This is a genomic window from Bradyrhizobium sp. UFLA01-814 (assembly GCF_046718885.1).
GTDB classification, from domain to species: Bacteria; Pseudomonadota; Alphaproteobacteria; order Rhizobiales; family Xanthobacteraceae; genus Bradyrhizobium; species Bradyrhizobium elkanii.
This window is the reverse complement of sequence record NZ_JAQOSR010000011.1, coordinates 1-24,940: the sequence shown is the minus strand read 5'-3', so window position 1 is coordinate 24,940 and position 24,940 is coordinate 1. Positions and strand designations below refer to the sequence as shown.

Genomic DNA, 24,940 nt, shown 5'->3' with positions numbered 1-24,940 from the left:
TTTCCTTGAACGCATTGACAGTGACTGACTGGTCAGTCATATTATGGCCATGACAAAGCGCACCGAAGAAACGACCCGCTCCCGGTCCGCCAAGCGCCGGACCACCACGATCCGGGCTGCCGCGGCGAGGATTACGAAGGTGGCCTCGGCAAAGCTGCCTGAGCCGAAGCCCGCCGCGAACCGCGCCGAGAAATCGGCAGAGCGACGCGCTGCGATCGTCGAGGCGGCGATGGACGAGTTCATCGCGCGCGGCTTTGCCGCGACGCGGCTCGACGATGTCGCCAAGCGGGCGGGCGTCGCCAAGGGCACGCTCTATCTGTACTTCAAGGACAAGGAATCGATGTTCGAGGAGCTGATCCGCACCGCCGTCGTGCCCTTGGTCAATCGCATGGCCGCGCCGCCGACCATCACCGGCCCGGTGCGCGATGCGGTGGAGAGATTTGCCGAGACCTTCATCCGCGAGGTCGTGTCCACCCGGCGCGGCGACATCATCCGCCTGATCGTCTCCGAAGGGCCGCGCTTCCCGGCGATCGCCGACTTCTATTTCCGCGAGGTGGTGTCGAAGGGGATGGCCGCGATGCAGGCGCTGATCCAGCTCGCGATCACGCGCGGCGAGATCAGGCAGCGCCAGCTCGCGCAGTTTCCCCAGCTCGTCGTGGCGCCCGCGATCGTCGCGGTGATCTGGCAGAGCCTGTTTGCCCGGCACGCGCCGCTCGATGCCCTCGCGATGTTCAAGGTTCATCTCGATCTGATCTTCGGCGAACGGAGCAAGCCATGACCGGCTCGCGCATGATGAAGCTTGTGACGGCAGCCGTGCTGGCGGCGACGCTGGCCGGTTGCCAGGAGAAGCGCGATCCCGGCTTCCAGGGCTGGGTCGAGGCCGACATGATCTTCGTCAGCCCCGATGAATCCGGCCGCGTCATCAAGCTCAACGTGCGCGAGGGCGACGAGGTCAAGCCCGGCGATCTGCTTTATTCGGTCGACGACGACCTGCAGCGCGCCGATCTCAATCAGAACAACGCGACCCTGGCCAACGCGCGGCAGAGCTATGACCGCGCGGCCTCGCTGCGCGGCACCGGCGCCGGTACCCAGGCCAATCTGGATTCCGCGGTCTCGGCGCTGCGCGTGGCGGAGGCGCGGGTCAACACCTCGCAGACCCGGCTCGACCGTCGCAAGGGCTTTGCGCCGATCGCGGGCTCGATCCAGCAGATCTATTTCCGCGAGGGCGAGATGGTGCAGGCGCAGCGCCCGGTGCTGTCGATCATGCCGCCCGGCAACATGAAGCTGCGCTTCTTCGTGCCGGAGGCCGAGCTGCCGAAGCTCGCGCTCGGCGACGAGGTGAGGGTGACCTGCGACAATTGCGCCGCCGACCTCACCGCAAAGATCTACTTCATCGCCACCACGGCGGAGTACACGCCGCCGGTCATCTACAGCCTCGATGAGCGCAACAAGCTGGTCTATCTGATCCAGGCGCGGCCGAGCCGGCCCGATGTGCTGCGCGTCGGTCAGCCGATCAGCATCTACCTCAATCCCAAGACGCCGGTGGCGGACCGCAGATGAACGGCGGCTCCACCAGCGCGCGGTCCGACGCATCCTCCATCGCCATCGATGTGAAGGGCCTGACCAAGTCGTTTGGCGGCCGCGAGGTGGTCCATGACCTGTCGATGCAGGTCAAGCGCGGCTCGATCTACGGCTTCCTCGGCCCCAACGGCAGCGGCAAGACCACGACTATCCGCATCCTGTGCGGCCTGCTGACGCCCGACAGCGGCGAGGGCACCTGCCTCGGCTACGACATCCGGCGCGATGCCGACAAGATCAAGCGCAAGGTCGGCTACATGACGCAGCGCTTCAGCCTCTACCAGGATCTGTCGGTGCGCGAGAATCTCGAATTCGTGGCGCGGCTCTACGGCATGCCGGACGCGCGCGGCGCCGCGGCCGACATGATCGCGCGGATCGGACTGAAGGGCCGCGAGGAGCAGCTCGCCGCCAACCTTTCCGGCGGCTGGAAGCAGCGGCTGGCGCTCGGCGCCTGCACGCTGCCCAATCCGCAATTGCTGTTGCTGGACGAGCCGACCGCCGGCGTCGATCCCAAGGCGCGGCGCGATTTCTGGAACGAGATCCACGCGCTCGCCGCTGAAGGCCTCACCGTGCTGGTGTCGACCCATTACATGGACGAGGCCGAGCGCTGTCACGAGATCGCCTACATCGCCTACGGTCATCTGTTGGCGCATGGCACGGTGGACGAGGTGATCGCCGCGTCCGCGCTGTCGACCTGGACGGTGACGGGCGAGGACTTCAACGGCCTGATGGCCGAACTCACGGACAAGCCCGGCGTCGACATGGTGGCGCCGTTCGGAACCAGCCTGCATGTCTCCGGCCGCGACAAGGCGGCGCTCGAGGCCGCGATCGCGCCCTATCGGGACAATTCGAAATGGCAATGGCAGGCCAGCGAGCCGTCGCTCGAGGACGTCTTCATCGACCTGATGGGGCGCTCCAAGGACAACTTTCAGGGATAATTTCCAGGGATAATTGCGATGAGCGCAACGGAAACGATCCAGAACAGCGAGGCGAGGGAGCCGGCATTCGGCTTCTGGCGGCGCAGCTACGCGATGCTGGTCAAGGAGTTCATCCAGCTTCGCCGCGACCGCGTCTCGTTCGCCATGATCATCATGCTGCCGGTGATGCAGCTGACATTGTTCGGCTACGCCATCAACACCACGCCGCGCAATCTGCCGACCGCGGTGCTGACCCAGGAAGACAGCGATCTCGGCCGTTCGATCCTGAAGGCGATGGAGAACACCGCCTATTTCCATTTTGTCCGCGAGGTCCACACCGTCGAGGAGTTCGACGAGCTGCTGCAATCCGGCAAGGTGCTGTTCGGCGTCGAGATCCCGCGCGGCTTCGAGCGCGCGGTGCGGCGCGGCGACAGACCGGCGCTGCTGGTCGCGGCCGATGCCACCGACCCGGTCGCGTCGGGCTCGGCGCTCGGCGCACTCGGGCCGCTGGTGCAATCGGCGCTGGCGCATGATCTGCACGTCGGCGATCCCCCGGACATGCCGTTCGAAATCCGCGCCCACGCCCGCTACAACCCGGCGGCGGACTCGCGCCTCAATATCGTGCCCGGCCTGGTCGGGACCATCCTGACCATGACCATGCTGATCTTCACCGCGCTCTCGGTGACGCGCGAGATCGAGCGCGGCACCATGGAGAGCCTGCTGTCGATGCCGATCAAGCCGGTCGAGGTGATGTTCGGCAAGATCATCCCCTATGTGCTGGTCGGCTTCATCCAGGCTACGCTCATCATCGCCATCGGCATCGTGCTGTTCGGCGTGCCGGTGCTCGGCAGCCTCACGCTGTTGGCGCTGCTCACCACGCTGTTCATCACCACCAATCTGTCGATCGGCTACACCTTCTCGACCATCGTGCAGAACCAGCTGCAGGCGATGCAACTCTCGATGATGTTCTTCCTGCCGAGCATCCTGCTGTCCGGCTTCATGTTTCCGTTCGCGGGCATGCCGGTCTGGGCGCAATATATCGGCGAGGGGCTGCCGCTGACCCATTTCGTCCGCATCGTCCGGGCCATCATGCTGAAGGGCGCGGCGATGCAGAACCTGCAATACGACACCGCCGCATTGGTCGCCCTGATGCTGTTCGCCATGACGATCGCGGTGACGCGCTTCCGCCGCACGCTCGATTGAGGCTAGTATGGAATCTCGAGATTCCGGGTTCGCTTCGCGCCCCGGAATGACGGGGGTGAGGGATTGACGGAATTTCCAGACAGGGAAAGCACAGCGGCTGGCGCGGCGGTCGCGACGGACTTCCATCACGCCCTGATGCGCGAGGTGATGACCACCGAGTTGCTCCGCATCGAGGTGCTGATCGGCACCGCCGCTGCCCTCGCGGCGATCAGTCTGCTGGTGTATTCCTTTGCGCCCGACGCGGTCAGCCGCGTCTGGCATGGCAACCTCAGCCCCGTCTACGTCTTCTACGTCACCGTTCCGCTGATCCTGTTCGAGTTCTGGGTGCACGGGGCGATCAGCTGGCACATGCGCAAGGGGCGCGACCTGCCGGTGGTCCGGCGCTACATCGGCGTGCTGGTCGAGACGTCGCTGCCGACCGTCGTGCTGGCGCTGCACATCAACAGCATGGGGCCGCAGGAGGCGCTCGGCTTCGTGGCGCCGCTGATCTATTTCGTCTTCATCATCCTGTCGACGCTGCGGCTCGACTTCTGGCTCTCGACCTTCACCGGCTTCGTCGCGGCGACCGAGCTGTTCTACATGGCGGTGTTCTTCCATCCCTCGGGCGGCGGCGCGGCCGAGACCAGCATCTACTATCACGCCGCGCGGAGCGCGATCATCTTGATCTGCGGCGTGCTGGCCGGCGCGGTCGGCATGCAGCTGCGCCGGCAGTTCGCGGCCAGCATCGCGGCCGCCACCGCGCGCGATCGCATCACCAATCTGTTCGGCCAGCACGTCTCGCCGCAGGTGGTCGAACGTCTGATGACGGAGGGCGCCGGCACCGGGAGCGACATCCGGCGCGTCGCCGTGATGTTCGTGGATTTCCGCAGCTTCACGGCCGGCGCGCGCACCCGCTCGCCGCAGGAGGTGGTGGACAGGCTCGACGGCGCCTTTGCCGTGCTGGTCGATATCCTCGATCGCCATGGCGGCATCGTGAACAAGTTCTTGGGCGACGGCTTTCTCGCGTTGTTCGGTGCGCCGTTCGAGACCGGCGACGCCGCGCATCAGGCGGTCGCCGCCGCGCGCGAAATGCTCGCGGCGAACGAGCGCACCAACGCGGCGTCGAGCTGGCCGCTGCGCATCGGCATCGGCATCCACATCGGCGAGGTCGTCGCCGGCAATATCGGCTCGCCCCGGCGCAAGGAATACACCGTGATCGGCGACACCGTGAATTTTGCCGCGCGGCTCGAGGCGCTCAATAAGGAGCTCGGCTCGCAGTTTTTGATTTCCTCCGCGGTGCGCGAGGCACTCGGCGACGATTGCAACGACGCCGTCTCGCGCGGCGAGATTCCGGTGCGCGGCTACGAGCACCCGGTGCACGTCTGGCAGCTGGGGTAGGCGGCAGCACGCGCAAACCGCGCGAGCTGTCTGCCTCTGACTCGTCCGCGATTGTACCGAGTGCTCTGAAGGGCATCGCCAGGGCTGTGCTACGATGACGTCATCGGTCGCGGGTGACCGGAGCACAAGGACAAGCAAGATGCAGCGGCGCTATATCACCGTCGACGTTTTCACCGACCGCGCCTTCGGCGGCAACCCGCTCGCCGTGGTGCTCGACGCCGAGGGGCTGTCGACCGAAGCGATGCAGGCGATCGCGACCGAGTTCAACTATTCCGAGACGACCTTCGTGCTGCCGCCGCAGGACAAGGCCAACGACGCCCAGGTTCGCATCTTCACGGTGCGCTCGGAAATTCCGTTCGCCGGCCATCCCAATGTCGGCACCGCCTTCGTGCTGTCGAGCCGGGCCGCGAAGGCACCGGCGCGCTTGAGGTTCGAGGAGAAGGCGGGCCTCGTGCCGGTCGAGATCCTGTCCGATGGCGGCAATGTGGTTGGGGCCGAGCTGACGGCGCCGCAGGCGTTGCAGCGGACCAACGAGGTGAGCGCGGCCGCGGCCGCCGCGTGCCTGTCGCTGACGGCGGCTGATGTGAAGACCGATCGGCACGCCCCGCAGGTCGTCTCGGTCGGCCTGCCGTTCCTGGTGGTTGAGATCGCCTCGCGCGAGGCGCTGAGGCGCGCCCGGCCGGATGCGGCGGCGTTCGCCAGGACGCTGGCCGAGATCGGCCGCGACGTCGTCTATTTCTACACCCGTGACATGCCAGCGAGCGAGCAGCCGCTCGACCTGCAGGCGCGCATGTTCCATCCGGGCGCCAGCGGCCTGTCCGAGGACCCCGCCACCGGCAGCGCGACCGCGGCTTGTGCGGCGCTGCTCGCCGATATCGATCCCGCGCGCGACGGCGAATTGCGGCTGCGGATCGGGCAGGGTGTCGACATGGGCCGGCCGAGCCTGTTGCTGACGCGGGTGCGCAAGCAAGGCGGCGCGATCACGTCGGTGCATGTCGGCGGCGGCTGCGTGAAGATGATGGAGGGGACGCTGAATGTGCCGGGCGAGGCAGGCTAGACCTGCGGCGCCGCCAGGTTCTCGATCCTGACGCCGTCGCGCTCTTCGATGATCTCGGCGATCCAGCGACGATGGCAATGTTCGTGGTCGCGCTCGTAGCAGAGGATGCAGACCGGGCCGGACTGCTTGACCAGCGCCGACAGCTCGTCGAGTTCTTCCTTGGCCTGCGCCGTCTTCAGGTGCGCCGAATAGATCTTGTGCAGCAGCGCATATTGCCCGCTGCGCGCCGCCTCCCGTCCGCTCTTCGGGGTGCCGAGACCGCGCAGATGGACGTAGGCGATGCCGCGCTCGTCGAGATCAGCGGCGAGCTGGGTCTTGGAAAAGCCGGGCCGCCGCGAGGAGGCGATCGCGCGGACGTCGACCAGCAGCTTGACGCCGGCGTGCTGGAGCTCGTCGAGCACCGCCTTGGACGGCGTCTGCTCGTAGCCGATGGTGAACAGCCTTTTCGCCTTCGCCATCGGTTCTCCCTCACTTCACCCGTTCGATCAATTCCATCGCGCCCGCCGGCGCGCGGATCTTGCCTTCGTGAATCACATAGGCGAACACGTCGCGCGGCGCCTTCTTGGGCGCGGTCTTCTCGACCTTCGGCAGGTCGTCGGGCTCGCTGCCGCCGGCCCAGTCCTGAAACCGCTTGGCCCAGGCGTCGAGCTGCTTCGGCGGATAGCAGGTCTTCAGTTCGTCATTGCCCTTCTGCAGCCGGGCATAGACGAAGTCGCTCGCGACGTCGGCAATCGCCGGATATTTGCCGTGCTCGGCGAACACCACCGGCACCTCGTGCTCGCGAATGAGGGCGACGAATTCGGGCACGCAAAAGCTGTCGTGGCGCACCTCGACGACGTGGCGCAGCGCGCGGCCGTCGAGCTTGCGCGGCAGCAGCTCGAGGAACTTGCCGAAATCGGCGCCGTCGAACTTCTTCGTCGGCGCAAACTGCCAGAGCACCGGCCCGAGCCGGTCCTTCAGCTCCAACACGCCCGAATCATAGAACCGCTTCACCGAATCGCCGGCCTCGGCGAGCACGCGGCGGTTGGTGGCGAAGCGCGGTCCCTTCAGCGAGAAGATGAAGCCGTCGGGCACTTCGCTGGCCCATTTGCGAAAGCTCTCCGGCTTCTGCGAGCCGTAATAGGTGCCGTTGATCTCGATCGAGGTCAGCTTCGAGGCGGCGTAGGACAGCTCCTTCGCTTGCGCGAGCTTCTCCGGATAGAACACCCCGCGCCACGGCTCGAAGGTCCAGCCGCCGATGCCGATATAGATGTTGCCTGCGTCTGTCTTGGTCTTGGTCGCCTTGGTGGGAGCTTTGGCCACGACTGCACTCATCGTGAGGGAGGGAACAGGAAGCAAGACTAGAGCCTTTTCCGTTCCGATGGAATCGGAACGGGGCTCTAGATTCATGCTTTGACGCGTTTTCTTACGCGAACCGGTACCCACTTCGCTTGAAAACGCTCTGGTCAAAATAATCGTGATTGGCCAGTTTGCCAGATTGGCGCGGCAGTGCTTATCGTCTCTGTCGCTCTTCGCTACGATGCGCCAAAATGGAGAACAACAAATGCGCATGCTGGTTGCGGCCGCCCTCTTGATCATGTCCTCCGCCGCCATATCGTCCGCCGCGATGGCCGACGAGGTCGACGATGCGCACAAGCTCGCGATCACCGGCCGCGACGCTTACTGGAATTGCCTCGCCCGCGAATATCCCCGCGACAGCAACAAGGCGATGTCCGACCAGGAATTCACCTCGCTGATCGCCAATGTCTGTCCCTCGGAGCGGCAGAACTTCCGGGTCTCGCTGATCGACTTCCTGTCGCTGCAATTTCCGAAACAGGATGCCGATGCGAATCTGACGACTGCCAACCGCGCGATCGAGCTCGCGCAGAAGGACATCGTGACCGCCTTCACCCGGCGCAAGGCCGCGGCCAAATAGGTTCCCAAATCCTGTTGCGGCCGGCCGATTTTTGATATCAATCCGCGCAGGCGAGGGGATCATCGGCATGAGATCACAATCGACGGCAGGTTTCTTGGGCGCACTGGTCGCGGCCGTCGCGCTGGCGGCGGCGTTCATCTACGGGCCGTCGCCGAGCCAGCTCCGCAACCCGACCCGGTCCGCGGCGCAACCGCAGGCGGCTCCCGCCGCGGAAGCCGCGCCGGCGGCCCCGGCGCCACGCGGCCCGGTGATCCGGGAAGTCCCCAACAACTAGCGCCCTCCTGCGCCCCTTGCGGATCGCCCGGAGGGTTCCTATCTTGCTTCCAACGGCGACGTTGCAGCTTCAGGGCTCCGGCGCTGGGACGACCACGACATTGATGGCTGCGCCGGATGTACGCGCGCCCCTTGTTCGTGGTCGTTGGTATTTTCAGGGGGATTTTGCCCCGTTTTCCCGCTTTCCGAGCGTGCGTTTGGGTCGGCCTGCTTGGCAGCGGGTGAGGCTGCGGCTATACGCTGGCGCTCATGAACGAAGCCATCAAGCCGGGCCCCGAAACCTCATCGCAGGCAGCAAGCTTGCCGCTGCTTTCGGTGGTCGTCCCGACCTTCAACGAACGTGACAATGTCACGGTGCTGTACCGCCGGCTCGACGCGATCCTGAAGGACGTGTCCTGGGAAGTCATCTTCGTCGACGACAACTCGCCCGACGGAACCTGGGACGTGGTGCGCGCGCTGGCGCGGAAGGATTCCCGCGTGCGCTGCATCCGCCGGATCGGCCGGCGCGGCCTGTCCGGCGCCTGCATCGAGGGCATCCTGGCGTCGAGCGCGCCGTTTGCCGCGGTGATGGATGCCGATCTGCAGCATGACGAGACCCAGCTGCCGAAGATGGTGGCGCTGCTGCAGAGCGGCGAGGCCGAGCTCGTGGTCGGCAGCCGCTACATCGAGGGCTACAAGGCCGACGGCTTCAACAAGCAGCGCGCCGGCGCCAGCGCGTTTGCCACCGAGATCGCCCGACGCGCGCTGAAGGTCGAGATCGCCGACCCCATGAGCGGCTTCTTCATGGTCCGCCGCGACCGTTTCGAGCAGCTCGCGCCGCAGCTATCCACGCAAGGCTTCAAGATCCTGCTCGACGTGGTGGCGACGGCGGAGGGCAAGCTGCGCGCGGTCGAAATTCCCTACACCTTCGGTGCGCGCCAGCATGGCGAGAGCAAGCTCGACTCCATGGTCGCGCTCGACTTCCTTGGCCTGGTGCTGGCAAAGCTCACCAATGATCTGATCTCGCTGCGCTTCATTCTGTTCGCAGCCGTCGGCGGGCTCGGCCTGGTGGTGCATCTCACCGTGCTGTTCATCGCGCTCGAACTGTTCAAGGCGCCATTTCCGGAGGCCCAGGCCACTGGTGCGATCGTCGCCATGACCAGCAACTTCATCCTCAACAATTTCCTGACCTACCGCGACCAGCGGCTGAAGGGCTTCGGCATCCTGCGCGGCCTGCTGCTGTTCTATCTGGTCTGCAGCGTCGGCCTGCTCGCCAATGTCGGCGTCGCGTTCTCGGTCTACGACCAGGAGCCGATCTGGTGGCTGGCGGGCGCAGCCGGCGCACTGATGGGCGTGGTGTGGAACTACGCGATGTCCGGGCTGTTCGTCTGGCGCAAGCGATGACGGTGGCATGAACGCGAACAAGGCGCGGCTTGCCCGAAACACCGCGCTTGCGGTGTGCGCGCTGGTCGTGTTGCGGCTGGCCGCCGCCGCATGGACGCCGCTGACCTTCGACGAAGCCTATTACTGGATGTGGTCGAAGTCGCTCGCCGGCGGCTATTACGACCATCCGCCGATGGTGGCGATCGTGATCCGGCTCGGCACCATGATCGCGGGCGATACGCCGTTCGGCGTGCGGCTGGTGTCGATCCTGCTCGCACTGCCGATGAGCTGGGCGATCTACCGGGCGGCCGAGATCCTGTTCGGCGGCCGGCGCATCGCGGCGAGCGCAACGATCCTGCTCAATGTCACGCTGATGGCCGCCGTCGGCACGCTGATCGTGACGCCGGACGCGCCGTTGCTGGTCGCTGCCAGCCTCCTGCTGTACGCGCTCGCAAAGGTACTGGAGAGCGGTCGCGGCGCCTGGTGGCTTGCGGTCGGCGCCGGGGCCGGCGCGGCGCTGCTGTCGAAATACTCAGCGCTGTTCTTTGGTCCGGCGATCCTGATCTGGCTTGCGGTGGTGCCGAAGCTGCGGCGCTGGTTTCTCTCGCCCTGGCTCTATCTCGGCGGTCTGGTCGCGCTCGGCCTGTTCAGCCCGGTCATCCGCTGGAATGCGGACCATCACTGGGTGTCCTTCATCAAGCAGATGGGCCGCGCGCGGATCGAGGATTTCCGGCCGACCTACATCGCCGAGCTGATCCCGACCCAGTTTGCGTTCGCAACGCCATTGGTCTTCATCCTCGGCGTGATGGGCCTCTACGCGCTCTATCGGCGCCGCGCCGGCGCGCTGGAGGCGCGTGTGCTGGTCAACACGATGTTCTGGACCATCGTCGTCTACTTCACCTGGCACGCATTGCATGCGCGGGTCGAGGCCAACTGGTTCGCGCCGGTCTATCCCGCCTTTGCCGTGGCGGCCGCGGTCGCGGCAGTCCAGGTGCAGTGGGCGCCGCGCGAGCAGCGCACGATCGATTTCTGCCGCCGCTGGGCCGCGCCCGTCGGCGTCGTGCTGTTCGCGCTGCTGATCGTGCAGGCCAACACCGGTTTGCTCTCGGGCTACCGCCGCGACGCCACCGTGCGCAGCGTCGGTGTCGGCTGGCAGGAGCTCGCGGGCGAGATCGAGGCGGTGCGGACGCGGACCGGCGCGAGCTGCGTGCTGGCGGCGGACTACGGCACCACGGGCTGGCTCGCCTTCTATCTCCCCAAGGGCACCTGCGTCGCCCAGCAGGGCCAGCGCATTCGCTGGGTCAACATGCAAGAGCCGAGCCCTGAGCAGCTGTCCGGCAAGCTGTTGTATGTGCATGAGGTCGAGCAGGCGATGCCGGCCTCGCTGCGCGACAATTTCGCCCGTGTCGAAACGGTGGCCGAGGCCAAGCGCATGCGCGGACCGTTGACCATCGAAACCTACGCGCTCGACCTGCTGGAAGGCGCAAGTGGCGAGGTCCTCGACCGTTCCCCGCCCCCGGAACTGCAGTAAAACTCTCGCCGTTAAGTGTCGGATCGTCCGGGTCCGGGTCGTCTTCCAGACAGCCCGTCAACCACTCGAGGTTCCAACATGACCAGTTCCGTCCTCAAGCCTGCTGCCGAACTCGCCAAGACCAACGTCAGGCGCTTTCCCAATGAGAGCGCCGAGTATCGTCGCGCCCGCCAGGCGCTGCTCGTCGAAGAGATCGAGCTGCGCCGGCATATCGAGCGCGTCGCCGCGCTGCGCCGCGCCTTGCCGCCCGGCGGCGAGGTGACCAAGCCCTATGAGTTCACCGGCGAGGCCGGTGCGGCCTCGCTCGCCGATCTGTTCGGCGACAAGCCGACGCTCATCATCTACAGCTACATGTACGGCCCGCAGCGCGAGAAGCCGTGTCCGATGTGCACGTCGTTCATGGGCACGTGGGAGGAGAAGTTGCCCGATATCGAGCGGCGCGTGTCGTTCGTGTTCGTGGCGCGCTCGCCGATCGCACGGCTGATCGAGGCGAAGAAGGCGCGCGGCTGGACGCGTCACAGGATCTACTCGGATGCATCCGGCGATTACACGCGCGACTATGTCAACAAGGATGACAGCGACCTGCCGGGCTACAATGTCTTCACGCGCCACAACGGCACCATCCGTCATTTCTGGGCCGGCGAAATGGGCGCGGGCACGATGGACCCCGGTCAGGACCCGCGCGGCGCGCCGGACATGGATCCGCTCTGGACGGTGCTCGACACCACGCCAGAGGGACGCGGCAAGGACTGGTATCCGAAGCTCAGCTACTGAGAGATGTTTTTTGCTCGATCCCCGCGTGACTACGGGGCGATCGGGAAGGAAATTCTCCCTAGGTTTCACCCCGGCATGCCGCGCTGGAGCGGCATGCCGGAATGTCCCATCATGGGACAGAAAAGCCGCTTTGGCGGTCCAATGTCATCTTAAAAAAGCCCTACGCCACAGGCACTTCCCGCGCTGCAGGGGATCGCATCCGGTTAAGTCGCATTTAACTAAAAGTCGCCTTAATGGCCGTCTGTGCCCCCGCGCGACGTTGAGCCGAACATCGTTCGACCCCGCGTCGAGTGAGGTACAAAGGTGGACCTGTTTTGAGCGCCGGGCGTATGGGTACGAGTGCGAGTGCGTATGTTCTTGGGGCGCCAAGCCGCAAGAAATCCTCCCGAAAAATTCTCCGACAGCATTTCCTCGGCAGCGCCGCGGTGGCGGGGCTGGTGCTTGGCTGCGCCTGGACCGTCTACGCCAACATCTTTGCCGCGAGCGTCTATCCGTCGGTCGGCAATGCGTCGTTCGATGCGCCGGTGGTCAAGCGGCCCGTCGCGGTCGCTGCGCGGCCGGCGCCTGCCTTCAACGAGGTGTTCGCGTCCCTGACGCCGGCGCCGGTGGCTCCCGCGAAGACCGAGGTCGCGAAGTCGGAAGCGCCGGCATCGTCGCTTATGTTTAACGATCGGTTTGCGGCCGCCGCACCCGAGGGCGTGGCGTCCAGCGTCGTGGCTGACGCCGCACCGCAGATCGACCCGATCAAGCAGGCCGCTGCGCCCAAGCTCGCCGAAGCGGCGAGGGCGGTCGCCTCCGCAGAGCTCGCCGAGACATCGAAGCCGTTGCCGGCGCCGAAGTCGGTCGAAGCCGCCAAGAAGCAGGCCGCCGCCAATCTGAAGGTGGCGCTCAACGATCCCTCTGCGGACGTTCAGCCCAAGGGTGCCGATAAGGCGTCCGAGGCGAAGCCTGCCGAGGCCAAGCAGGCGACCAAGTCCGGCGGCGTCCGTGACATGGCCGCGCGCGCCAAGGCCGCGGTGATGTCGATCGCATCGAACGAGCGGCAGAGCATGGTCGAAAAGCTGTGGGGCAAGCGCGAGTCGGGCGGCGGGCTGCTGTCGTTCGCCTCGGCCGACGCCAATGTCACCGGCAGCATCCCCTCGACGTTGGACCAGAACCCGATGCTCGGCGGCTCGCCGCCCTATGACCGTCAGACCGCGGTGTACGACATCTCAGCCAAGACCGTGTACCTGCCCGACGGCACGCGCCTCGAGGCGCATTCGGGCCTCGGCTCCAGGCTCGACGACCCCCGGTCCTCGCATCTGAAGATGGTCGGCGTGACGCCGCCGCACATTTACGAGCTCAAGCCGCGCGAGGCGCTGTTCCACGGCGTGCCGGCACTGCGGCTCAATCCGATTGGCGGCGAGGGCAAGATCTTCAACCGCGACGGCCTGCTCGCGCACACCTTCATGCTCGGTCCGAACGGCGACTCCAACGGCTGCGTCTCGTTCAAGGACTATTACGCGTTCCTCGACGCCTACCGTAACAAGGGCATCCGCCGTCTCGCGGTGCTGGCGCGGATTCAGTAGGCAGAATGGTCAACGGGCAGCATCCCACCGCTGCGGCGTGATCGACGTCTGGAACTCGATGCCATAGTCGCTATACTGCGCTGATCCAGAGCGAGTCCAAGCTCGACAACCGATCTGACGCGAAGCGACATGTCTCCTGCATCTTCCGTCCAAACCCCGTCGCCGATCACGACCGAAGCATTCGTCGATGCCGGCGCGGCGGTTGCCCGCCTCGAAGAGATCTACGCGCGCAACACTGAATTCCTGCGCAATCGCTTTGAGGCCTATGTCAACGGCGTGCCGTTCACGACGCGGGTACGGGCACATTATCCGTTCGTCCGCATCACGACCTCGTCACATGCGCGGCTCGACTCGCGGCTTGCCTATGGTTTCGTCGCGGGGCCCGGCATCCACGAGACCAGCATCACGCGGCCCGATATCTTCCGGACCTATCTCACCGAGCAGATCGGGCTCCTGATCAAGAACCATGGCGTGGCGGTCGAGATCGGCGAGTCGAACGAGCCGATCCCGATCCATTTCGCCTACCGCCGCGACATCAATATCGAGGCGGCGCTGACCATCGCCGACAGTTCGGCGTTCACCCGGTCGCTGCGCGACATCTTCGATACCCCCGATCTTGCCGCGATGGACGACGCGATCGCCGACGGCACCTTTGAGCTGACGCCGGGCGCGCCGGAGCCGCTGGCGCTGTTCCGCGCGGCGCGGGTCGATTACTCGCTGCGCCGGCTCTACCACTACACCGGCACCGATCCGGAGCACTTCCAGAATTTCGTGATCTTCACGAACTACCAGTTCTATGTCGATGCCTTCGTGCAGCTGTCCCAGCAGCGCCTTGCGTCGGGCGAGGCCGGTCTCGAGGCCTTTGTCGCGCCCGGCAATGTGATCACGCACAATGCGCGGCTCGGCGGCGGCACCACCGGGACCCCGTCCGAACGCGTCCCGCAGATGCCGGCCTTTCATCTGGTCCGGCCCGGCTATCGCGGCATCACCCTGATCAACATCGGCATCGGTCCGTCCAATGCGCGCAACATCACCGACCACGTCGCGGTGCTGCGGCCGCATGCCTGGCTGATGATCGGGCACTGCGCCGGACTGCGCAACACGCAGCGGCTCGGCGATTATGTGCTCGCCCACGGCTATGTGCGCGAGGACCACGTGCTCGACCACGAGCTGCCGCTCTGGGTGCCGATCCCAGCGCTTGCGGAAATGCAGGTCGCGCTCGAGGAAGCCGTCGGCGAGGTGACCGGGCTCACCGGCTTCGAGCTCAAGCGGCTGATGCGCACCGGCACGGTCGCCAGCGTCGACAACCGCAACTGGGAGATCAGCGGGCCGCAGGTGATCCGGCGCATGTCGCAGTCGCGCGCGGTCGCGCTCGACATGGAATCGGCGGCGATCGCTGCCAACGGCTATCGCTTCCGCGTACCCTACGGCACGCTGCTGTGCGTCTCCGACAAGCCGCTGCATGGCGAGATCAAGCTCGCAGGCATGGCCAGCGAATTCTACCGCCAGCGCGTCGGCCAGCACCTCGAGATCGGTCTCAGGGCGCTGGAGCGGCTCAAGCAGCAGGAATCCGAACGCCTGCATTCGCGCAAGCTGCGCAGCTTCGCCGAGGTCGCGTTTCAGTAGCGCACAGAGGGGGCGGCCCTCAGGCGAGCGCGTTGCCGCGGGCGATGATCGCGAAGCGGTCGGACAGTTCGGCAAGCGCGACGTCGTGAATCAGCCTTGCGGCAATCGTGCCGCCGACGCCGTCGGGCAGATCGCGGGTGGCGCAGCTGTCGGCGTCGATCGTGGTGCGGAAGCCGAGATCGAGCGCGGCGCGGGCCGTCGAGCTCACGCACATATGCGTCATGAAGCCGGCGAGCACCAGCTCCTTGCGGCCGGTCGCGGCAAGCTGCGCGTTGAGATCGGTGCCGGCGAAGGCGTTCGGCAATTGCTTCTCGATCACGATCTCACCCGGCCGCGGTGCCAGCGGCGCGACGATCGCGCCACGCTCCGCGGTGCGGTCGAACAGGCTGCCCGGCTGGCCCTTGTGCGCGATGTGGATGATGGCGGCGCCGCTTTCCCGCGCGCGCGACAGCAAGGCGGTGGCGCGCGCAATCGCCGGGTTGGCGTCGGGCAGCGCCAGCGGACCTGCAAGATATTCGTTCTGGATATCGATCAGCACCAGGCAGCTGTCGGCGAGGCGGGGCGGGGTGAGGTCGATACCGGCAAGCTGCATCAATGTCTTGGCTGACGTCATGGTCGTTCTCCAGCGGATGTGTCGCCGAAAACATAGCCCGGGATCGGCCTGCCGTTATGCAGGGATATTGCAGCCGGTGGCTGCGTTATTGCAGGCGGCCGGCGCGCGATGTAGCCTGCCGCCATGAATTGGGACGATCTTCGCATCATCGCGGCCGTCAGGGACGAGGGCACCTACGCCGGCGCCAGCGCGCGGCTGCGCATCGACGAGACCACGGTCGGGCGCAGGCTGGCGCGTATCGAGCGCGCGCTCGGCTTGCGCCTGTTCGAGGCCGTCGATGGCGTCCGCAAGCCGACCCGGCAGTGCGACATGGTGCTCGCGCATATCCAGGCGATGGCGGCGCATGCCGAGGAGATCGGCCGGATCGGCGAAAGCCTGCCTGGTCCGGTCGGGCGGCTGCGCATCGCCTCCACCAGTGCGATCGCCGAGGAGGTGCTGGCGCCGCGGGCAAGTGAATTCCTGCGTGCCCATCCGGGCCTGACGCTGCAGTTTCTGACGTCGAGCGACAACGTAAAATTCTCGCGCTGGGAGGCCGATCTCGCGATCCGCTTGCGCAAGCCCGACAAGGGCGACTTTGCGATCTCGAAGCTCGCCGAGGTCAGGTCGTATTTCTTCGAGCCGGCTGCGACAACGGCGGGAGAAGCGATGCTGTGTGCCTATCCCGACGAGCTCGGAGGGATTCCGGAAATGCAGTTCCTGCGCACGAAGCGACTTCGCGCACGCTGCGTGACCGACAATGTCCGTATCATCCACACGCTCATCCAGTCGCATCACGCGGTCGGCGTGTTGCCGGAGCACAGCTGTGCCGACCTGCTGACCGATCGCCGTCTGCGCGCCACGCTGCTGCCGAAGCGGCGCGACGTCTGGCTCCTGGTGCAGAACCATCTCAAGCGCGACGCGGCAACGCGCGTCGCCATCGACTGGCTGCGCGGCTGCTTCCAGGACGTTGCGCAGAGGGGGTAACGCGCCCTCGCAATGACGGGACGTGCTGCGACGCCTGGGTCACAGCTCCGCCCCGTCAAGAAAAAATCACACGCAGCCCCCTTGCAACCCGGACGTGCTTCGTCTATTAGCCCGCTCCTTCGCTTCGGCCATGGGTTCGGGCTCGTTGAGATCCCGACTGGCGCGAGCCGCTTTGCGGTGTCGTGTTCCGCCGAAATGAAGATCGCGAGATGAAGCTCATGGGCGAGCGTCGGGGGTGAAATCCCGAAGGTATCGGTTCGAATCCGGTCTCTCACAAAGGATAGCTCAGTTGGTTAGAGCAGGTGAATGACACTCATCGTGTCGCGGGTTCGATTCCCGCTCCAAGCGCTCCGTTTCAGCCTGAAAAGCTGATACCTCTGAAGGGGACCGGACGCGCGCTTCAGTCGCAGTCCGGCCGTCCTGCCGCAAGGCATTTCGTCCGAACATCGACACTGTGAGACCGGCTTTGCGCCGCGGTGGATACCGCTTGCGCTGATGCCGGGTGGCTCCGCTCGGCCGCGCGACTTTCGTCGCGCGAACGCGCGCGTGCGCCCGTCATCGCGCAAGCCTCAAGCCACGGCCCGCTTGGCTGACAGGAAGCCGCGTTCGCGTCCTCACGTCCTTTGCAAAATGCAACCCGCTCTTCGGCCCATGGGCCTCGGAGCAACAATGGAGGCGTGTCATGACCTGGCACTTCCTGACGACCAAGTTGACGGTGAAGGATGGCGAGCGCGCGTTGCTGACGCGCAACGGCCGGCTCGAGCAGGTGCTCGCGCCCGGACGTCACCGCCTGTTCGATCCCCTGCATCAGCTCAAGGCCGAGCTGTTCAGCGTCGTGCGGACCGAATTCCCAGCGGATCGCTTCGCGGTGATCAAGGCCGCGCGTCCTGATCTCGCCGACGAGCTGTTCGAGGCGGTGGAAACCCGCGCGAACGAGATCGCGATCGTCAGCCTCGACGGCCGTCCCGTGCAACTGATGACGCCCTGGCAGACGCGCGTGTACTGGAAGGTCGCGACGTCGGTCGAGGTCGAGCGCATCGACGTCAGCAGCGATCCCAGGGTCACGGCACGCCACCTCGCGATGATCCAGCCCAACCGGGCCGATGTCATCACCGAGGCGGTGGTCGAGAACCACGAGGCCGGTCTGCTCACGGTCGAGGGCAAGCTGGTCGAGCGGCTCGCGCCCGGCCGGCACGCGTTCTGGATCGCGGGCCGCAAGATCGAGGTCAGGCGCCTCGACCTGCGTCCCCAGGCGGTCGAGATCACGGCGCAGGAGATGCTGACGAAGGATCGCATCGCGCTGCGCGTGACGCTGACCGCGTTCCGCCGGATCGTCGATCCCGAGCGGGTCGTGGCCACGGTGCCCGACGTGGATGCGTGGCTGTACCGCCTGGTGCAGTTCGCGATCCGCGAGGCGGTGGCCGGCCGCACGCTGGACGAGGTGCTGTCTGCGAAGACGGCGCTCGATACGGAGCTTCGTGACTTCGTCCGCGATCGTGTCGCGGACAGCGGTGTCGAGGTCACCGAGCTCGGCGTGAAGGACGTGATCCTGCCCGGCGAGATCCGCGAGCTGGTCAACAAGGTGGTGGAGGCGGAGCGGGTGGCGAAGGCCAACCTGATCCGCCGCCAGGAGGAGACCGCGGCGACGCGTTCGCTCCTGAACACCGCCAGGCTGATGGAGGAGAACCCTCTGCTGCTGCGGCTCAAGGAGCTGGAGTCGCTCGAGCGTCTGGTCGAGAAGGTCGGCCGCATCGACCTGCATGCGGGCGAGGGTCAGGGCCTCGATGCGCTCCTGACCAAGCTGGTCCGCCTCAAGGCGCCCGAGAGCGCGTAAGACAAGAAGGGCCGCCCACGGGCGGCCCTTCGATTTTTCTCGCCGGGACGGACCGCCAGCCACTCGTACGAATGTTAGCGTGCAGACGGCTGTAACGGGGCACCGCCACGCCACAATTGCCATGTCCTGCGCCACGCCGCAAAACAGAGGTGCCACCCCGGGCAGATTGGGATAACGTTTGTGCACCGTGGTCCATTCGGCCAGCCGTCAACCCGTCGGTGAAGCCAATGCAGCAGATTGCGGAATGGCTCGAGAAGCTGGGACTTGGGCAATACGCGCTGCGTTTTGCCGAGAACGGCATCGACCTAGGCGTTCTTCCCGAACTGACGGATGAAGACTTCGACAGGCTCGGCGTCCTGCTCGGCCATCGCCGCAAGATGCTGCGTGCGATCGCCGACTTCAGTCGAGCCGAACTGATCGCCGCGCCGGTTTCTCCGCACGATGCAGAGCGCCGCCATCTCACCGTGATGTTCTGCGACCTGGTCGGCTCGACGGCCTTGTCGGCACGTCTCGATCCCGAGGACATGTGGGAGGTGATCCGCGCCTATCGCGCAGCCTGTGCGCAGGTGATCACGACATATGACGGCGCCGTTGCCAGATTTATCGGCGACGGGATCCTTGCTTATTTCGGCTATCCCCGTGCCCACGAGGATGATGCGGAGCGCGCGGTGCGTGCCGGCCTCGATGTCATCGCTGCAATCGGCAAGCTCGAGACCCGCGCGAAAGAGGGCGTTGCGGTTCGGATCGCGATCGCGAGCGGGCTCGTCGTGGTCGGCGACCTCGTCTCCGGCGGCGCGTCGGAAGAGCAGGCGCTGGTCGGCGATGCGCCGAACATCGCGGCGCGGCTGCAGAGCCTGGCGGAGCCGGGCGTGGTCGTCGTGGCGGCCTCGACCCGCCGGCTGCTCGGCAATCTGTTCACGCTTCGCAACCTCGGCCGCCGCGAGGTCAAGGGCATCTCCGAGCCGATCGCGGTGTGGGCCGTCGAAGGCGAGCCGGCCTCGGAAAGCCGTTTCGAGGCGGTGCGCACCGCGCGCTCGATCGGCTTCGTCGGCCGCAAGGCGGAGATCGAATTTGCGTTGTCGCGCCAGCAACTGGCGTGGCAGGGCCAGGGCCAGGCGGTGCTGATATCGGGCGAAGCGGGTATCGGCAAATCGCGCATCGTGGCGATGCTCTCCGACAGCCTGGCGTCCGGGACACACCGCCGTGTGCGGTATCAATGCTCGCCCTATCACACCAACAGCGCGCTGCACCCGTTTGTCGCCCAGCTCGAGCGTGCCGCCGGCATCAGGTCGGAGGATGCGCCGGAGCAGAAGCTGGACAAGCTCGAAGCCATGCTGGCGCTCGGCACGCAGCACGTGCCCACCGTGACACCGCTGATCGCAGCGCTGCTGTCGATCCCGACCGGCGAGCGCTATCCGCCGCTCGGCCTCAGCCCGGCGCAGCAGCGGCGGCAGACATTCGCAGCGCTGCTCGACCAGCTCGAGGGCCTCGCCCGGCAGCAGCCGGTGCTTGTCGTCTGCGAAGACGTGCATTGGGCCGATGCGACGTCGCTCGAATTGCTCGACCTCGCGGTCGACCGGATCAGGGGGCTGCCGATCCTCATGCTCATGACGTTCAGGCCGGAGTTCGAGCCGCCATGGGCGGGGCTCGCCAATGTCAGCCTGCTGCGGCTCGATCGGCTCGACCGGCAGGACACGCGCGCGCTGATCGAGCAGGTGACCGTCGGCCGGTTGCTGCCCGGCGAGATGATGACGCAGATCGTCGAGCGGACGGACGGTGTCCCGCTGTTCGTCGAGGAGCTGACCAAGATGGTCATGGAGTCGGGGCTGCTGGTCGAGAATGCCGGGCGCTACCGCCTCGACAATCCGCTGCCGCCGCTGGCGATCCCGGCGACGCTGCAGGACTCGCTGATGGCCCGGCTCGACCGGCTGGCGCCGGTCAAGGAGGTGGCGCAGATCGGTGCGGCGATCGGCCGTGAGTTCTCATATGCACTGCTGCGCAGCGTGGCCGGGCGCGATGATCTGACGCTTGCCGCGGCGCTTGCCCAGCTCGAAGAGGCCGAGTTGCTGCTGCGCCGAGGCGTGCCGCCGGATGCAAGCTACAGCTTCAAGCATGCGTTGGTTCAGGAAGCGGCTTACGAGAGCTTGCTCAAGAGCCGCCGGCAATTGCTTCACAAGCATATCGGCGATGTGTTGCGCGACAAATTTGCCGAGATGGCCGAGATCGAGCCGGAAGTCGTTGCCTACCATTTCACCGAGGCGGGGCTCGGCGAGACCGCGCTGGCGTGGTGGCGCAAGGCCGGTCAGCAGGCACTGAAGCGCTCGGCCTATTGCGAGGCGATCGCGCATCTCGGCAAGGCGGTCGCCATCGCCGATGAACTGCCCGACGAGCCGGATCGGATGATCGGCCGGCTCCATCTGCAAATCGCCTACGGCCGCGCGCTGCGGGGCAGTCTTGGGCACAGCGCCCCCGAGACGGTGGCCGCCTGGACGCGCGCCCGGCAGTTCGCCTCCGACATCGATGATCCAATCGAGCTGGCGCCGATCCAGTCGGGCCTCTTCAACGCCTGCTTGACCCACGGCGAGCTCGCGCCGATGCGGGAGTTGGCGGAGGCGATCATGGGCGCAGCGGAGCGGCATCCGGACTCGCCGGTGGCGACAATCGTCGCGCGCTGGGCCAGCGGGGTGACCTCCTGGTTCGCGGGCGAGTACGTGAATGCGGGCATCCATCTCGAGCAGGCCTTCGCGGCCTATGCGACCGAGCCGGATCCGGCAACCTTCAAGGCGTCGACACTCGACCTGCCGTTCGTCATCATGAGATTTCTCGCCCTGGTGCTTTGGCCGCGTGGCGAGATCGATCGGGCCCTGCAGCTCGCGGGCGCAGCGGTGAACGTCGCCGGGAAACAGCGCGCGCTCGCGCGCGCCAATGCGCTGGTTCACAAGGCAGTCTTCGACGGGCTGTGCGGCAGCAGGTTGCGCCAGACCGAGACGATCCTTGCCCTGGGCCTGGCGCAGGACCACACGATGCCGCTCTATGTCGCCGCGGGCACCTATCTCAATGGTCTGGAGAAGTGGCGTGCCGGCGACCGGGCCGCAGGTCTCGCGGAGATGCAGCGTGGCTGGACGTTGCTTCACGAGAACGACTGCTACCTCTGTGAACCGTTCTGGGGATTGCAGATTGCCGTGGCGAATGCGGAGGCCGGGCATGTCGATGCCGGGCTCGACATCATCGATGGGTTGATCGACGCGACGGAGCAGTCCGGGCAGCACTGGCTGGATACCGAGCTGTACCGCGTGCAGGGCGAACTGCGGTCGCGCCGCAACAGCCCTGACATGCCCGGCGCCGAGGACGCCTTCCGCCGTGCCCTCGAGATTGCGCGAAGGCAGCAGACCAGGACGTTCGAGCTGCGCGGCGCGCTGGGACTTGCACGTCTTTACAGCCGCAGCGGCCGGGCAGAGGAGATATCTCAATTGTTGGCGCCGGTGCTCGCCGGCTTCGATCCGGCGCTCGATCTTGCCGAGATCAAGGACGCGCAGGAATTGCTCACGCAGGCGCATCGGTGGCCGGATCGCCACTCGCGCGCGTCTTGACGGGTGCCGTCGCAGCGGCGCGGTCGCACCGCGTCCGCCCCACGCCTGCGCAGGTGGTGAAAGAGAAGGTTCGGATGTCGCGCGCGGCGCGAGCGATGCGAAACTGGAACTGTTGAGTTCCCGAAGTTCTACGGTGCGACGATGCGCATTTTGCTATTGCGTCCGGCGGCGCATTTGCATCTAACTTTAAGGACGCTGCCGCGGAGAATTCCGCCTTGCGGTCAATCGTTTGGAATTTGTTTTTGATCCTGTGTTCGAGTGAGTAAGCTGTGCGACCGTTGACGTTCCCGCAGGTGAGCATTTCCAGTGGAACTCGTAATCGCCTTCTCGCGACATTGTCGCCGGCGGATCTGGACCTCCTGAAACCGGAACTTGAGACTGTCGCGCTCGAACAGGATGCAGTCCTGGCGCGCGCCGGTGACGAGATCGACTACGTCTTCTTTCCTCACAGCGGCGCGATCCTGTTGATGATCGACATGGCGGATGGGCAGACGGTCGCGACCGGCGTGGTCGGATGCGAAGGGGCCGTGGGCAGTCTTTCGGTTCTCGGAGCCTCGCCGTCGGGCATTACCGCCGTCGTTCGTGCGGCTGGTACCGCCTCGCGGATCCCGGCGGCGCGCTTTCATGCCGCTTTCGGCCGCAGTCCCGGGATTCGGCAGGCGATCCAGAAGCACGTCAGGTCGATGCTGATCCAGTTTCAGCTCGGCTCCGCCTGCAATGCGCTCCACCCGGTCGAGGCGCGGATGGCGCGCTGGCTGCTTCAGCTTCGCGACCGCGTCGACAGCGACGTCCTCCCGCTGACCCAGCACGCGCTGTCGCAAATCCTCGGCGTACGACGAACGACGGTGACCTTGCTGATGGGCAATCTGCGCAAGCGCGGTGCGATCAGGTCGGATCAACGAGGCCGGATCGAGATCGACCAGGCGCGGCTCTTGGCCGCGGCGTGCGAATGCCATCGCGTCATGCGTCTCGAGGCCGAGGAGATCTTCTCGGGCGACAAGGTTCGAACGCGCGGAATGGCGCCGGCCAACGATCCGCGCATCCCGGAAATCGAGGCGGACGACGCCGTGTAAGCCCGTTCCTGGTGCGATCAGCTTCCCGGCCGCCGATCAAGCTCCCGTGTGGGGGAGGATACCCTTTCGAGCTCCGCAATCTCGCGCAGCACCTTTGCGGTCTCGCGCAACTCATTGCGCTTCGGGCCCGGCTTCAGCCGTCGTGCCTCATCGAGAAAGTCCTTGGCCTGCAGCAGCCAGGCTGACGTTTCCGTCGAGATCTGCACATGCGCCATGGTGTCCCTCCATCGCGGTCGTCAAAAGTGGTGGCCATTGTCAGGCCGGCGAACCGCCGCCGCGGCGTCGCCGCACGCGGATGCTCGGCTCGTCGACCCAGGCGTCCCGCGCAAACCAGGCGTGATCCGCGCGGCAAAACGGACAGGGCGTGCGCGCGAAGAACACGGTACTGCGTCGAAAGCTCTCGCGATCGGTCTTGATTCCGGTGGAAATCGCGTGTCCGGTTTGCGGACATCTGACCATCACCATGCCCATGAGCGCCTCCCTCCCATATTGCCTTTTGCTTTTTGCCTTTTGCCTTGCAGAAATAGTCCGGCCGGTTGGATTGGCCCCAGATCGGTGCGCGGGGTAGTAGGGGGGCATCGCGCACCTGCGGCGTTTGACGGAGCATCGGCAGTGGGGGCTGCACGCTCGTCACTGGGCTTCTTCCAACCGGCCAGGTCCCTCCTTGAACGAATCCTCGATGTGACTTCAATTCCGCTTCTTCAGGCGGCTTGGCAGAGAACCTCTTCGCTTTCGCCCACGGCACAGCCTCCCTTGCAAGTGAGAGCATTCTCCGCAACGCTTGCCCGCGTCACGGGAGCTGACGCTCCGTGCTCGATTCAGATTTTTGAGAGTGAAGTTCGATCTCGTCCCGAGCTTACTGTGCGGGACGAAGGCGACAGTGTCGGTTCGGTTTGCGACTCTCGCACGAAATTTTTTTTGAGATTGTCAACTCAGACCAACGTATATTTACGGAGAGTGTTGTGCATAACGTGCATGCTGAGAGCCGCGTGAGGCCCCTGCATCAGCGTGAGGTTGTGCAAAGTATCCGCATTGGCCGCGCTGCAGCTCGCCCCAAACAAAAACCCCGGCATCGCTGCCGGGGTTCTGCATTCCGTTTTCGCTGAGCGAGATCCCGGCTCTGCGGTGCACCGCTTTGCGCTGCACCGCGTCCGGGACGACTTCGTCGCCTTAGAAGTCCATGCCGCCCATGCCGCCGCCCGGAGGCATCGCGGGGCCGCCGGCGTTCTTCTTCGGCAGCTCGGCAACCATCGCTTCCGTGGTGATCAGGAGCGCGGCAACCGAGGCAGCGTTCTGGATCGCGGTACGGACGACCTTGGTCGGGTCGATGATGCCCTTCTTGACGAGGTCGGCATAGTCGCCGGTCTGGGAGTCGAAGCCGTAGTTGTAGGCCTTGTTCTCCAGGATCTTGCCGACGATGACCGAACCGTCTTCACCGGCGTTGATCGCGATCTGGCGAGCGGGAGCCGACAGCGCCTTGCGCACGATCTCGACGCCGGTCTTCTGGTCGTCGTTCTTGGTGCGCAGGCCCTTGAGCTGCTCGGACGCACGGAGCAGGGCGACGCCGCCGCCCGGGACGATGCCTTCCTCGACAGCCGCGCGGGTCGCGTGCATCGCGTCATCAACGCGATCCTTGCGCTCCTTCACCTCGACCTCGGTCGCGCCGCCGACGCGGATCACCGCGAC

Annotated in this window: 24 protein-coding genes and 2 tRNA genes; 19 read left to right on the top strand and 7 right to left on the bottom strand. The window is 65.9% G+C overall.

Features of this window, described 5'->3' with window-relative positions; all coding sequences use genetic code 11:
• Positions 1-36: 36 nt before the first annotated feature.
• Positions 37-243 carry a hypothetical protein gene (locus PMN64_RS05515; RefSeq protein WP_411780015.1) on the bottom strand — a complete coding sequence of 69 codons (207 nt, stop codon included), beginning with the start codon at positions 241-243 and terminating at the stop codon, positions 37-39.
• On the opposite strand from PMN64_RS05515, the gene PMN64_RS05510 reads away from it, so the two are divergent.
• The 6 genes from PMN64_RS05510 to PMN64_RS05485 all read left to right on the top strand — a co-directional run bounded on the left by PMN64_RS05510 (position 155) and on the right by PMN64_RS05485 (position 6,132).
• A complete protein-coding gene (locus PMN64_RS05510) occupies positions 155-778 on the top strand; it encodes a TetR/AcrR family transcriptional regulator (protein ID WP_310881229.1) in 624 nt (207 codons plus the stop codon). The genes PMN64_RS05515 and PMN64_RS05510 overlap by 89 nt on opposite strands.
• Complete coding sequence (locus tag PMN64_RS05505; protein WP_411779977.1) at positions 775-1,560, top strand: HlyD family secretion protein; 786 nt, start codon at positions 775-777, stop codon at positions 1,558-1,560. The genes PMN64_RS05510 and PMN64_RS05505 overlap by 4 nt, the downstream gene beginning before the upstream one ends.
• On the top strand, positions 1,557-2,516 hold the full coding sequence (locus PMN64_RS05500) for an ABC transporter ATP-binding protein (protein ID WP_304496022.1): 960 nt from the start codon (positions 1,557-1,559) through the stop codon (positions 2,514-2,516). The genes PMN64_RS05505 and PMN64_RS05500 overlap by 4 nt, the downstream gene beginning before the upstream one ends.
• An 18-nt stretch (positions 2,517-2,534) precedes the next feature.
• Positions 2,535-3,698 carry an ABC transporter permease gene (locus PMN64_RS05495; RefSeq protein WP_229190555.1) on the top strand — a complete coding sequence of 388 codons (1,164 nt, stop codon included), beginning with the start codon at positions 2,535-2,537 and terminating at the stop codon, positions 3,696-3,698.
• A gap of 63 nt (positions 3,699-3,761) precedes the next feature.
• Complete coding sequence (locus PMN64_RS05490; protein ID WP_411779976.1) at positions 3,762-5,075, top strand: adenylate/guanylate cyclase domain-containing protein; 1,314 nt, start codon at positions 3,762-3,764, stop codon at positions 5,073-5,075.
• Positions 5,076-5,214: 139 nt separating this feature from the next.
• Positions 5,215-6,132, top strand: coding sequence for a PhzF family phenazine biosynthesis protein (locus tag PMN64_RS05485; RefSeq protein ID WP_411779975.1), 918 nt, complete (start codon positions 5,215-5,217; stop codon positions 6,130-6,132).
• Here PMN64_RS05485 and PMN64_RS05480 read toward each other — a convergent pair.
• Positions 6,129-6,590: a DUF488 family protein gene (locus PMN64_RS05480; RefSeq protein WP_411779974.1), complete on the bottom strand. Its 462-nt coding sequence runs from the start codon at positions 6,588-6,590 to the stop codon at positions 6,129-6,131. The two genes, PMN64_RS05485 and PMN64_RS05480, sit on opposite strands and share 4 nt — an antisense overlap.
• Before the next feature lie 10 nt (positions 6,591-6,600).
• Positions 6,601-7,434 (bottom strand): DUF72 domain-containing protein, encoded by an 834-nt coding sequence (locus PMN64_RS05475; protein ID WP_304496019.1) that lies wholly within the window; start codon positions 7,432-7,434, stop codon positions 6,601-6,603.
• A gap of 241 nt (positions 7,435-7,675) precedes the next feature.
• Between PMN64_RS05475 and PMN64_RS05470 the strand changes: the two genes are divergently transcribed.
• The 7 genes from PMN64_RS05470 (at position 7,676) to PMN64_RS05440 (ending at position 15,181) form a co-directional block, all read left to right on the top strand.
• Positions 7,676-8,047 carry a hypothetical protein gene (locus tag PMN64_RS05470; protein ID WP_038388298.1) on the top strand — a complete coding sequence of 124 codons (372 nt, stop codon included), beginning with the start codon at positions 7,676-7,678 and terminating at the stop codon, positions 8,045-8,047.
• Between the two features lie 67 nt (positions 8,048-8,114).
• Entirely contained in the window at positions 8,115-8,321 is a 207-nt protein-coding gene (locus tag PMN64_RS05465; protein WP_057018442.1) for a hypothetical protein, read from the top strand.
• Positions 8,322-8,569: 248 nt separating this feature from the next.
• Complete coding sequence (locus tag PMN64_RS05460) at positions 8,570-9,703, top strand: glycosyltransferase (protein WP_411779973.1); 1,134 nt, start codon at positions 8,570-8,572, stop codon at positions 9,701-9,703.
• A 7-nt stretch (positions 9,704-9,710) separates the two neighbouring features.
• Entirely contained in the window at positions 9,711-11,213 is a 1,503-nt protein-coding gene (locus PMN64_RS05455) for a glycosyltransferase family 39 protein (protein ID WP_411779972.1), read from the top strand.
• 78 nt (positions 11,214-11,291) lie between these two features.
• Positions 11,292-11,987 carry a DUF899 family protein gene (locus PMN64_RS05450; protein ID WP_411779971.1) on the top strand — a complete coding sequence of 232 codons (696 nt, stop codon included), beginning with the start codon at positions 11,292-11,294 and terminating at the stop codon, positions 11,985-11,987.
• 425 nt (positions 11,988-12,412) lie between these two features.
• Positions 12,413-13,555 (top strand): DUF2778 domain-containing protein, encoded by a 1,143-nt coding sequence (locus tag PMN64_RS05445; protein ID WP_411779970.1) that lies wholly within the window; start codon positions 12,413-12,415, stop codon positions 13,553-13,555.
• 129 nt (positions 13,556-13,684) lie between these two features.
• Positions 13,685-15,181, top strand: a complete 1,497-nt coding sequence (locus tag PMN64_RS05440; RefSeq protein WP_411779969.1) for an AMP nucleosidase — start codon at positions 13,685-13,687, stop codon at positions 15,179-15,181.
• A gap of 19 nt (positions 15,182-15,200) precedes the next feature.
• Here PMN64_RS05440 and PMN64_RS05435 read toward each other — a convergent pair whose 3' ends face one another.
• Positions 15,201-15,794 carry a cysteine hydrolase family protein gene (locus PMN64_RS05435; RefSeq protein ID WP_411779968.1) on the bottom strand — a complete coding sequence of 198 codons (594 nt, stop codon included), beginning with the start codon at positions 15,792-15,794 and terminating at the stop codon, positions 15,201-15,203.
• 123 nt (positions 15,795-15,917) lie between these two features.
• Between PMN64_RS05435 and PMN64_RS05430 the strand changes: the two genes are divergently transcribed.
• The 6 genes from PMN64_RS05430 (at position 15,918) to PMN64_RS05405 (ending at position 23,254) form a co-directional block, all read left to right on the top strand.
• On the top strand, positions 15,918-16,757 hold the full coding sequence (locus tag PMN64_RS05430) for a LysR family transcriptional regulator (protein ID WP_411779967.1): 840 nt from the start codon (positions 15,918-15,920) through the stop codon (positions 16,755-16,757).
• Between the two features lie 204 nt (positions 16,758-16,961).
• Positions 16,962-17,033: transfer RNA gene (locus tag PMN64_RS05425), tRNA-Phe, on the top strand.
• Between the two features lie 2 nt (positions 17,034-17,035).
• A tRNA-Val gene (locus PMN64_RS05420) sits at positions 17,036-17,102 on the top strand.
• A 337-nt stretch (positions 17,103-17,439) separates the two neighbouring features.
• The gene (locus PMN64_RS05415) at positions 17,440-18,591 is read left to right on the top strand and encodes an SPFH domain-containing protein (RefSeq protein WP_411779966.1); all 1,152 of its coding nucleotides are present in this window, start codon (positions 17,440-17,442) and stop codon (positions 18,589-18,591) included.
• Between the two features lie 227 nt (positions 18,592-18,818).
• Positions 18,819-22,181: an adenylate/guanylate cyclase domain-containing protein gene (locus tag PMN64_RS05410; RefSeq protein WP_411779965.1), complete on the top strand. Its 3,363-nt coding sequence runs from the start codon at positions 18,819-18,821 to the stop codon at positions 22,179-22,181.
• A gap of 293 nt (positions 22,182-22,474) precedes the next feature.
• Positions 22,475-23,254 (top strand): Crp/Fnr family transcriptional regulator, encoded by a 780-nt coding sequence (locus PMN64_RS05405; RefSeq protein ID WP_411779964.1) that lies wholly within the window; start codon positions 22,475-22,477, stop codon positions 23,252-23,254.
• A gap of 17 nt (positions 23,255-23,271) precedes the next feature.
• Here PMN64_RS05405 and PMN64_RS05400 read toward each other — a convergent pair whose 3' ends face one another.
• The 3 genes from PMN64_RS05400 to PMN64_RS05390 form a co-directional block, all read right to left on the bottom strand.
• Positions 23,272-23,469, bottom strand: a complete 198-nt coding sequence (locus tag PMN64_RS05400) for a hypothetical protein (RefSeq protein WP_028339954.1) — start codon at positions 23,467-23,469, stop codon at positions 23,272-23,274.
• Positions 23,470-23,509: 40 nt separating this feature from the next.
• Positions 23,510-23,725, bottom strand: a complete 216-nt coding sequence (locus PMN64_RS05395) for a hypothetical protein (RefSeq protein ID WP_016840464.1) — start codon at positions 23,723-23,725, stop codon at positions 23,510-23,512.
• Positions 23,726-24,424: 699 nt separating this feature from the next.
• Positions 24,425-24,940: TCP-1/cpn60 chaperonin family protein (locus PMN64_RS05390; RefSeq protein ID WP_411779963.1), on the bottom strand; the 516-nt coding region annotated here is incomplete at its 5' end.

Coding starts and splice junctions, on each gene's coding strand:
- PMN64_RS05515 (WP_411780015.1), bottom strand. CDS start 243: ATGAACTCGTCCATCGCCGCCTCGACGATCGCAGCGCGTCGCTCTGCC.
- PMN64_RS05505 (WP_411779977.1), top strand. CDS start 775: ATGACCGGCTCGCGCATGATGAAGCTTGTGACGGCAGCCGTGCTGGCG.
- PMN64_RS05500 (WP_304496022.1), top strand. CDS start 1,557: ATGAACGGCGGCTCCACCAGCGCGCGGTCCGACGCATCCTCCATCGCC.
- PMN64_RS05495 (WP_229190555.1), top strand. CDS start 2,535: ATGAGCGCAACGGAAACGATCCAGAACAGCGAGGCGAGGGAGCCGGCA.
- PMN64_RS05485 (WP_411779975.1), top strand. CDS start 5,215: ATGCAGCGGCGCTATATCACCGTCGACGTTTTCACCGACCGCGCCTTC.
- PMN64_RS05480 (WP_411779974.1), bottom strand. CDS start 6,590: ATGGCGAAGGCGAAAAGGCTGTTCACCATCGGCTACGAGCAGACGCCG.
- PMN64_RS05470 (WP_038388298.1), top strand. CDS start 7,676: ATGCGCATGCTGGTTGCGGCCGCCCTCTTGATCATGTCCTCCGCCGCC.
- PMN64_RS05465 (WP_057018442.1), top strand. CDS start 8,115: ATGAGATCACAATCGACGGCAGGTTTCTTGGGCGCACTGGTCGCGGCC.
- PMN64_RS05460 (WP_411779973.1), top strand. CDS start 8,570: ATGAACGAAGCCATCAAGCCGGGCCCCGAAACCTCATCGCAGGCAGCA.
- PMN64_RS05455 (WP_411779972.1), top strand. CDS start 9,711: ATGAACGCGAACAAGGCGCGGCTTGCCCGAAACACCGCGCTTGCGGTG.
- PMN64_RS05450 (WP_411779971.1), top strand. CDS start 11,292: ATGACCAGTTCCGTCCTCAAGCCTGCTGCCGAACTCGCCAAGACCAAC.
- PMN64_RS05440 (WP_411779969.1), top strand. CDS start 13,685: ATGTCTCCTGCATCTTCCGTCCAAACCCCGTCGCCGATCACGACCGAA.
- PMN64_RS05435 (WP_411779968.1), bottom strand. CDS start 15,794: ATGACGTCAGCCAAGACATTGATGCAGCTTGCCGGTATCGACCTCACC.
- PMN64_RS05430 (WP_411779967.1), top strand. CDS start 15,918: ATGAATTGGGACGATCTTCGCATCATCGCGGCCGTCAGGGACGAGGGC.
- PMN64_RS05415 (WP_411779966.1), top strand. CDS start 17,440: ATGACCTGGCACTTCCTGACGACCAAGTTGACGGTGAAGGATGGCGAG.
- PMN64_RS05410 (WP_411779965.1), top strand. CDS start 18,819: ATGCAGCAGATTGCGGAATGGCTCGAGAAGCTGGGACTTGGGCAATAC.
- PMN64_RS05400 (WP_028339954.1), bottom strand. CDS start 23,469: ATGGCGCATGTGCAGATCTCGACGGAAACGTCAGCCTGGCTGCTGCAG.
- PMN64_RS05395 (WP_016840464.1), bottom strand. CDS start 23,725: ATGGGCATGGTGATGGTCAGATGTCCGCAAACCGGACACGCGATTTCC.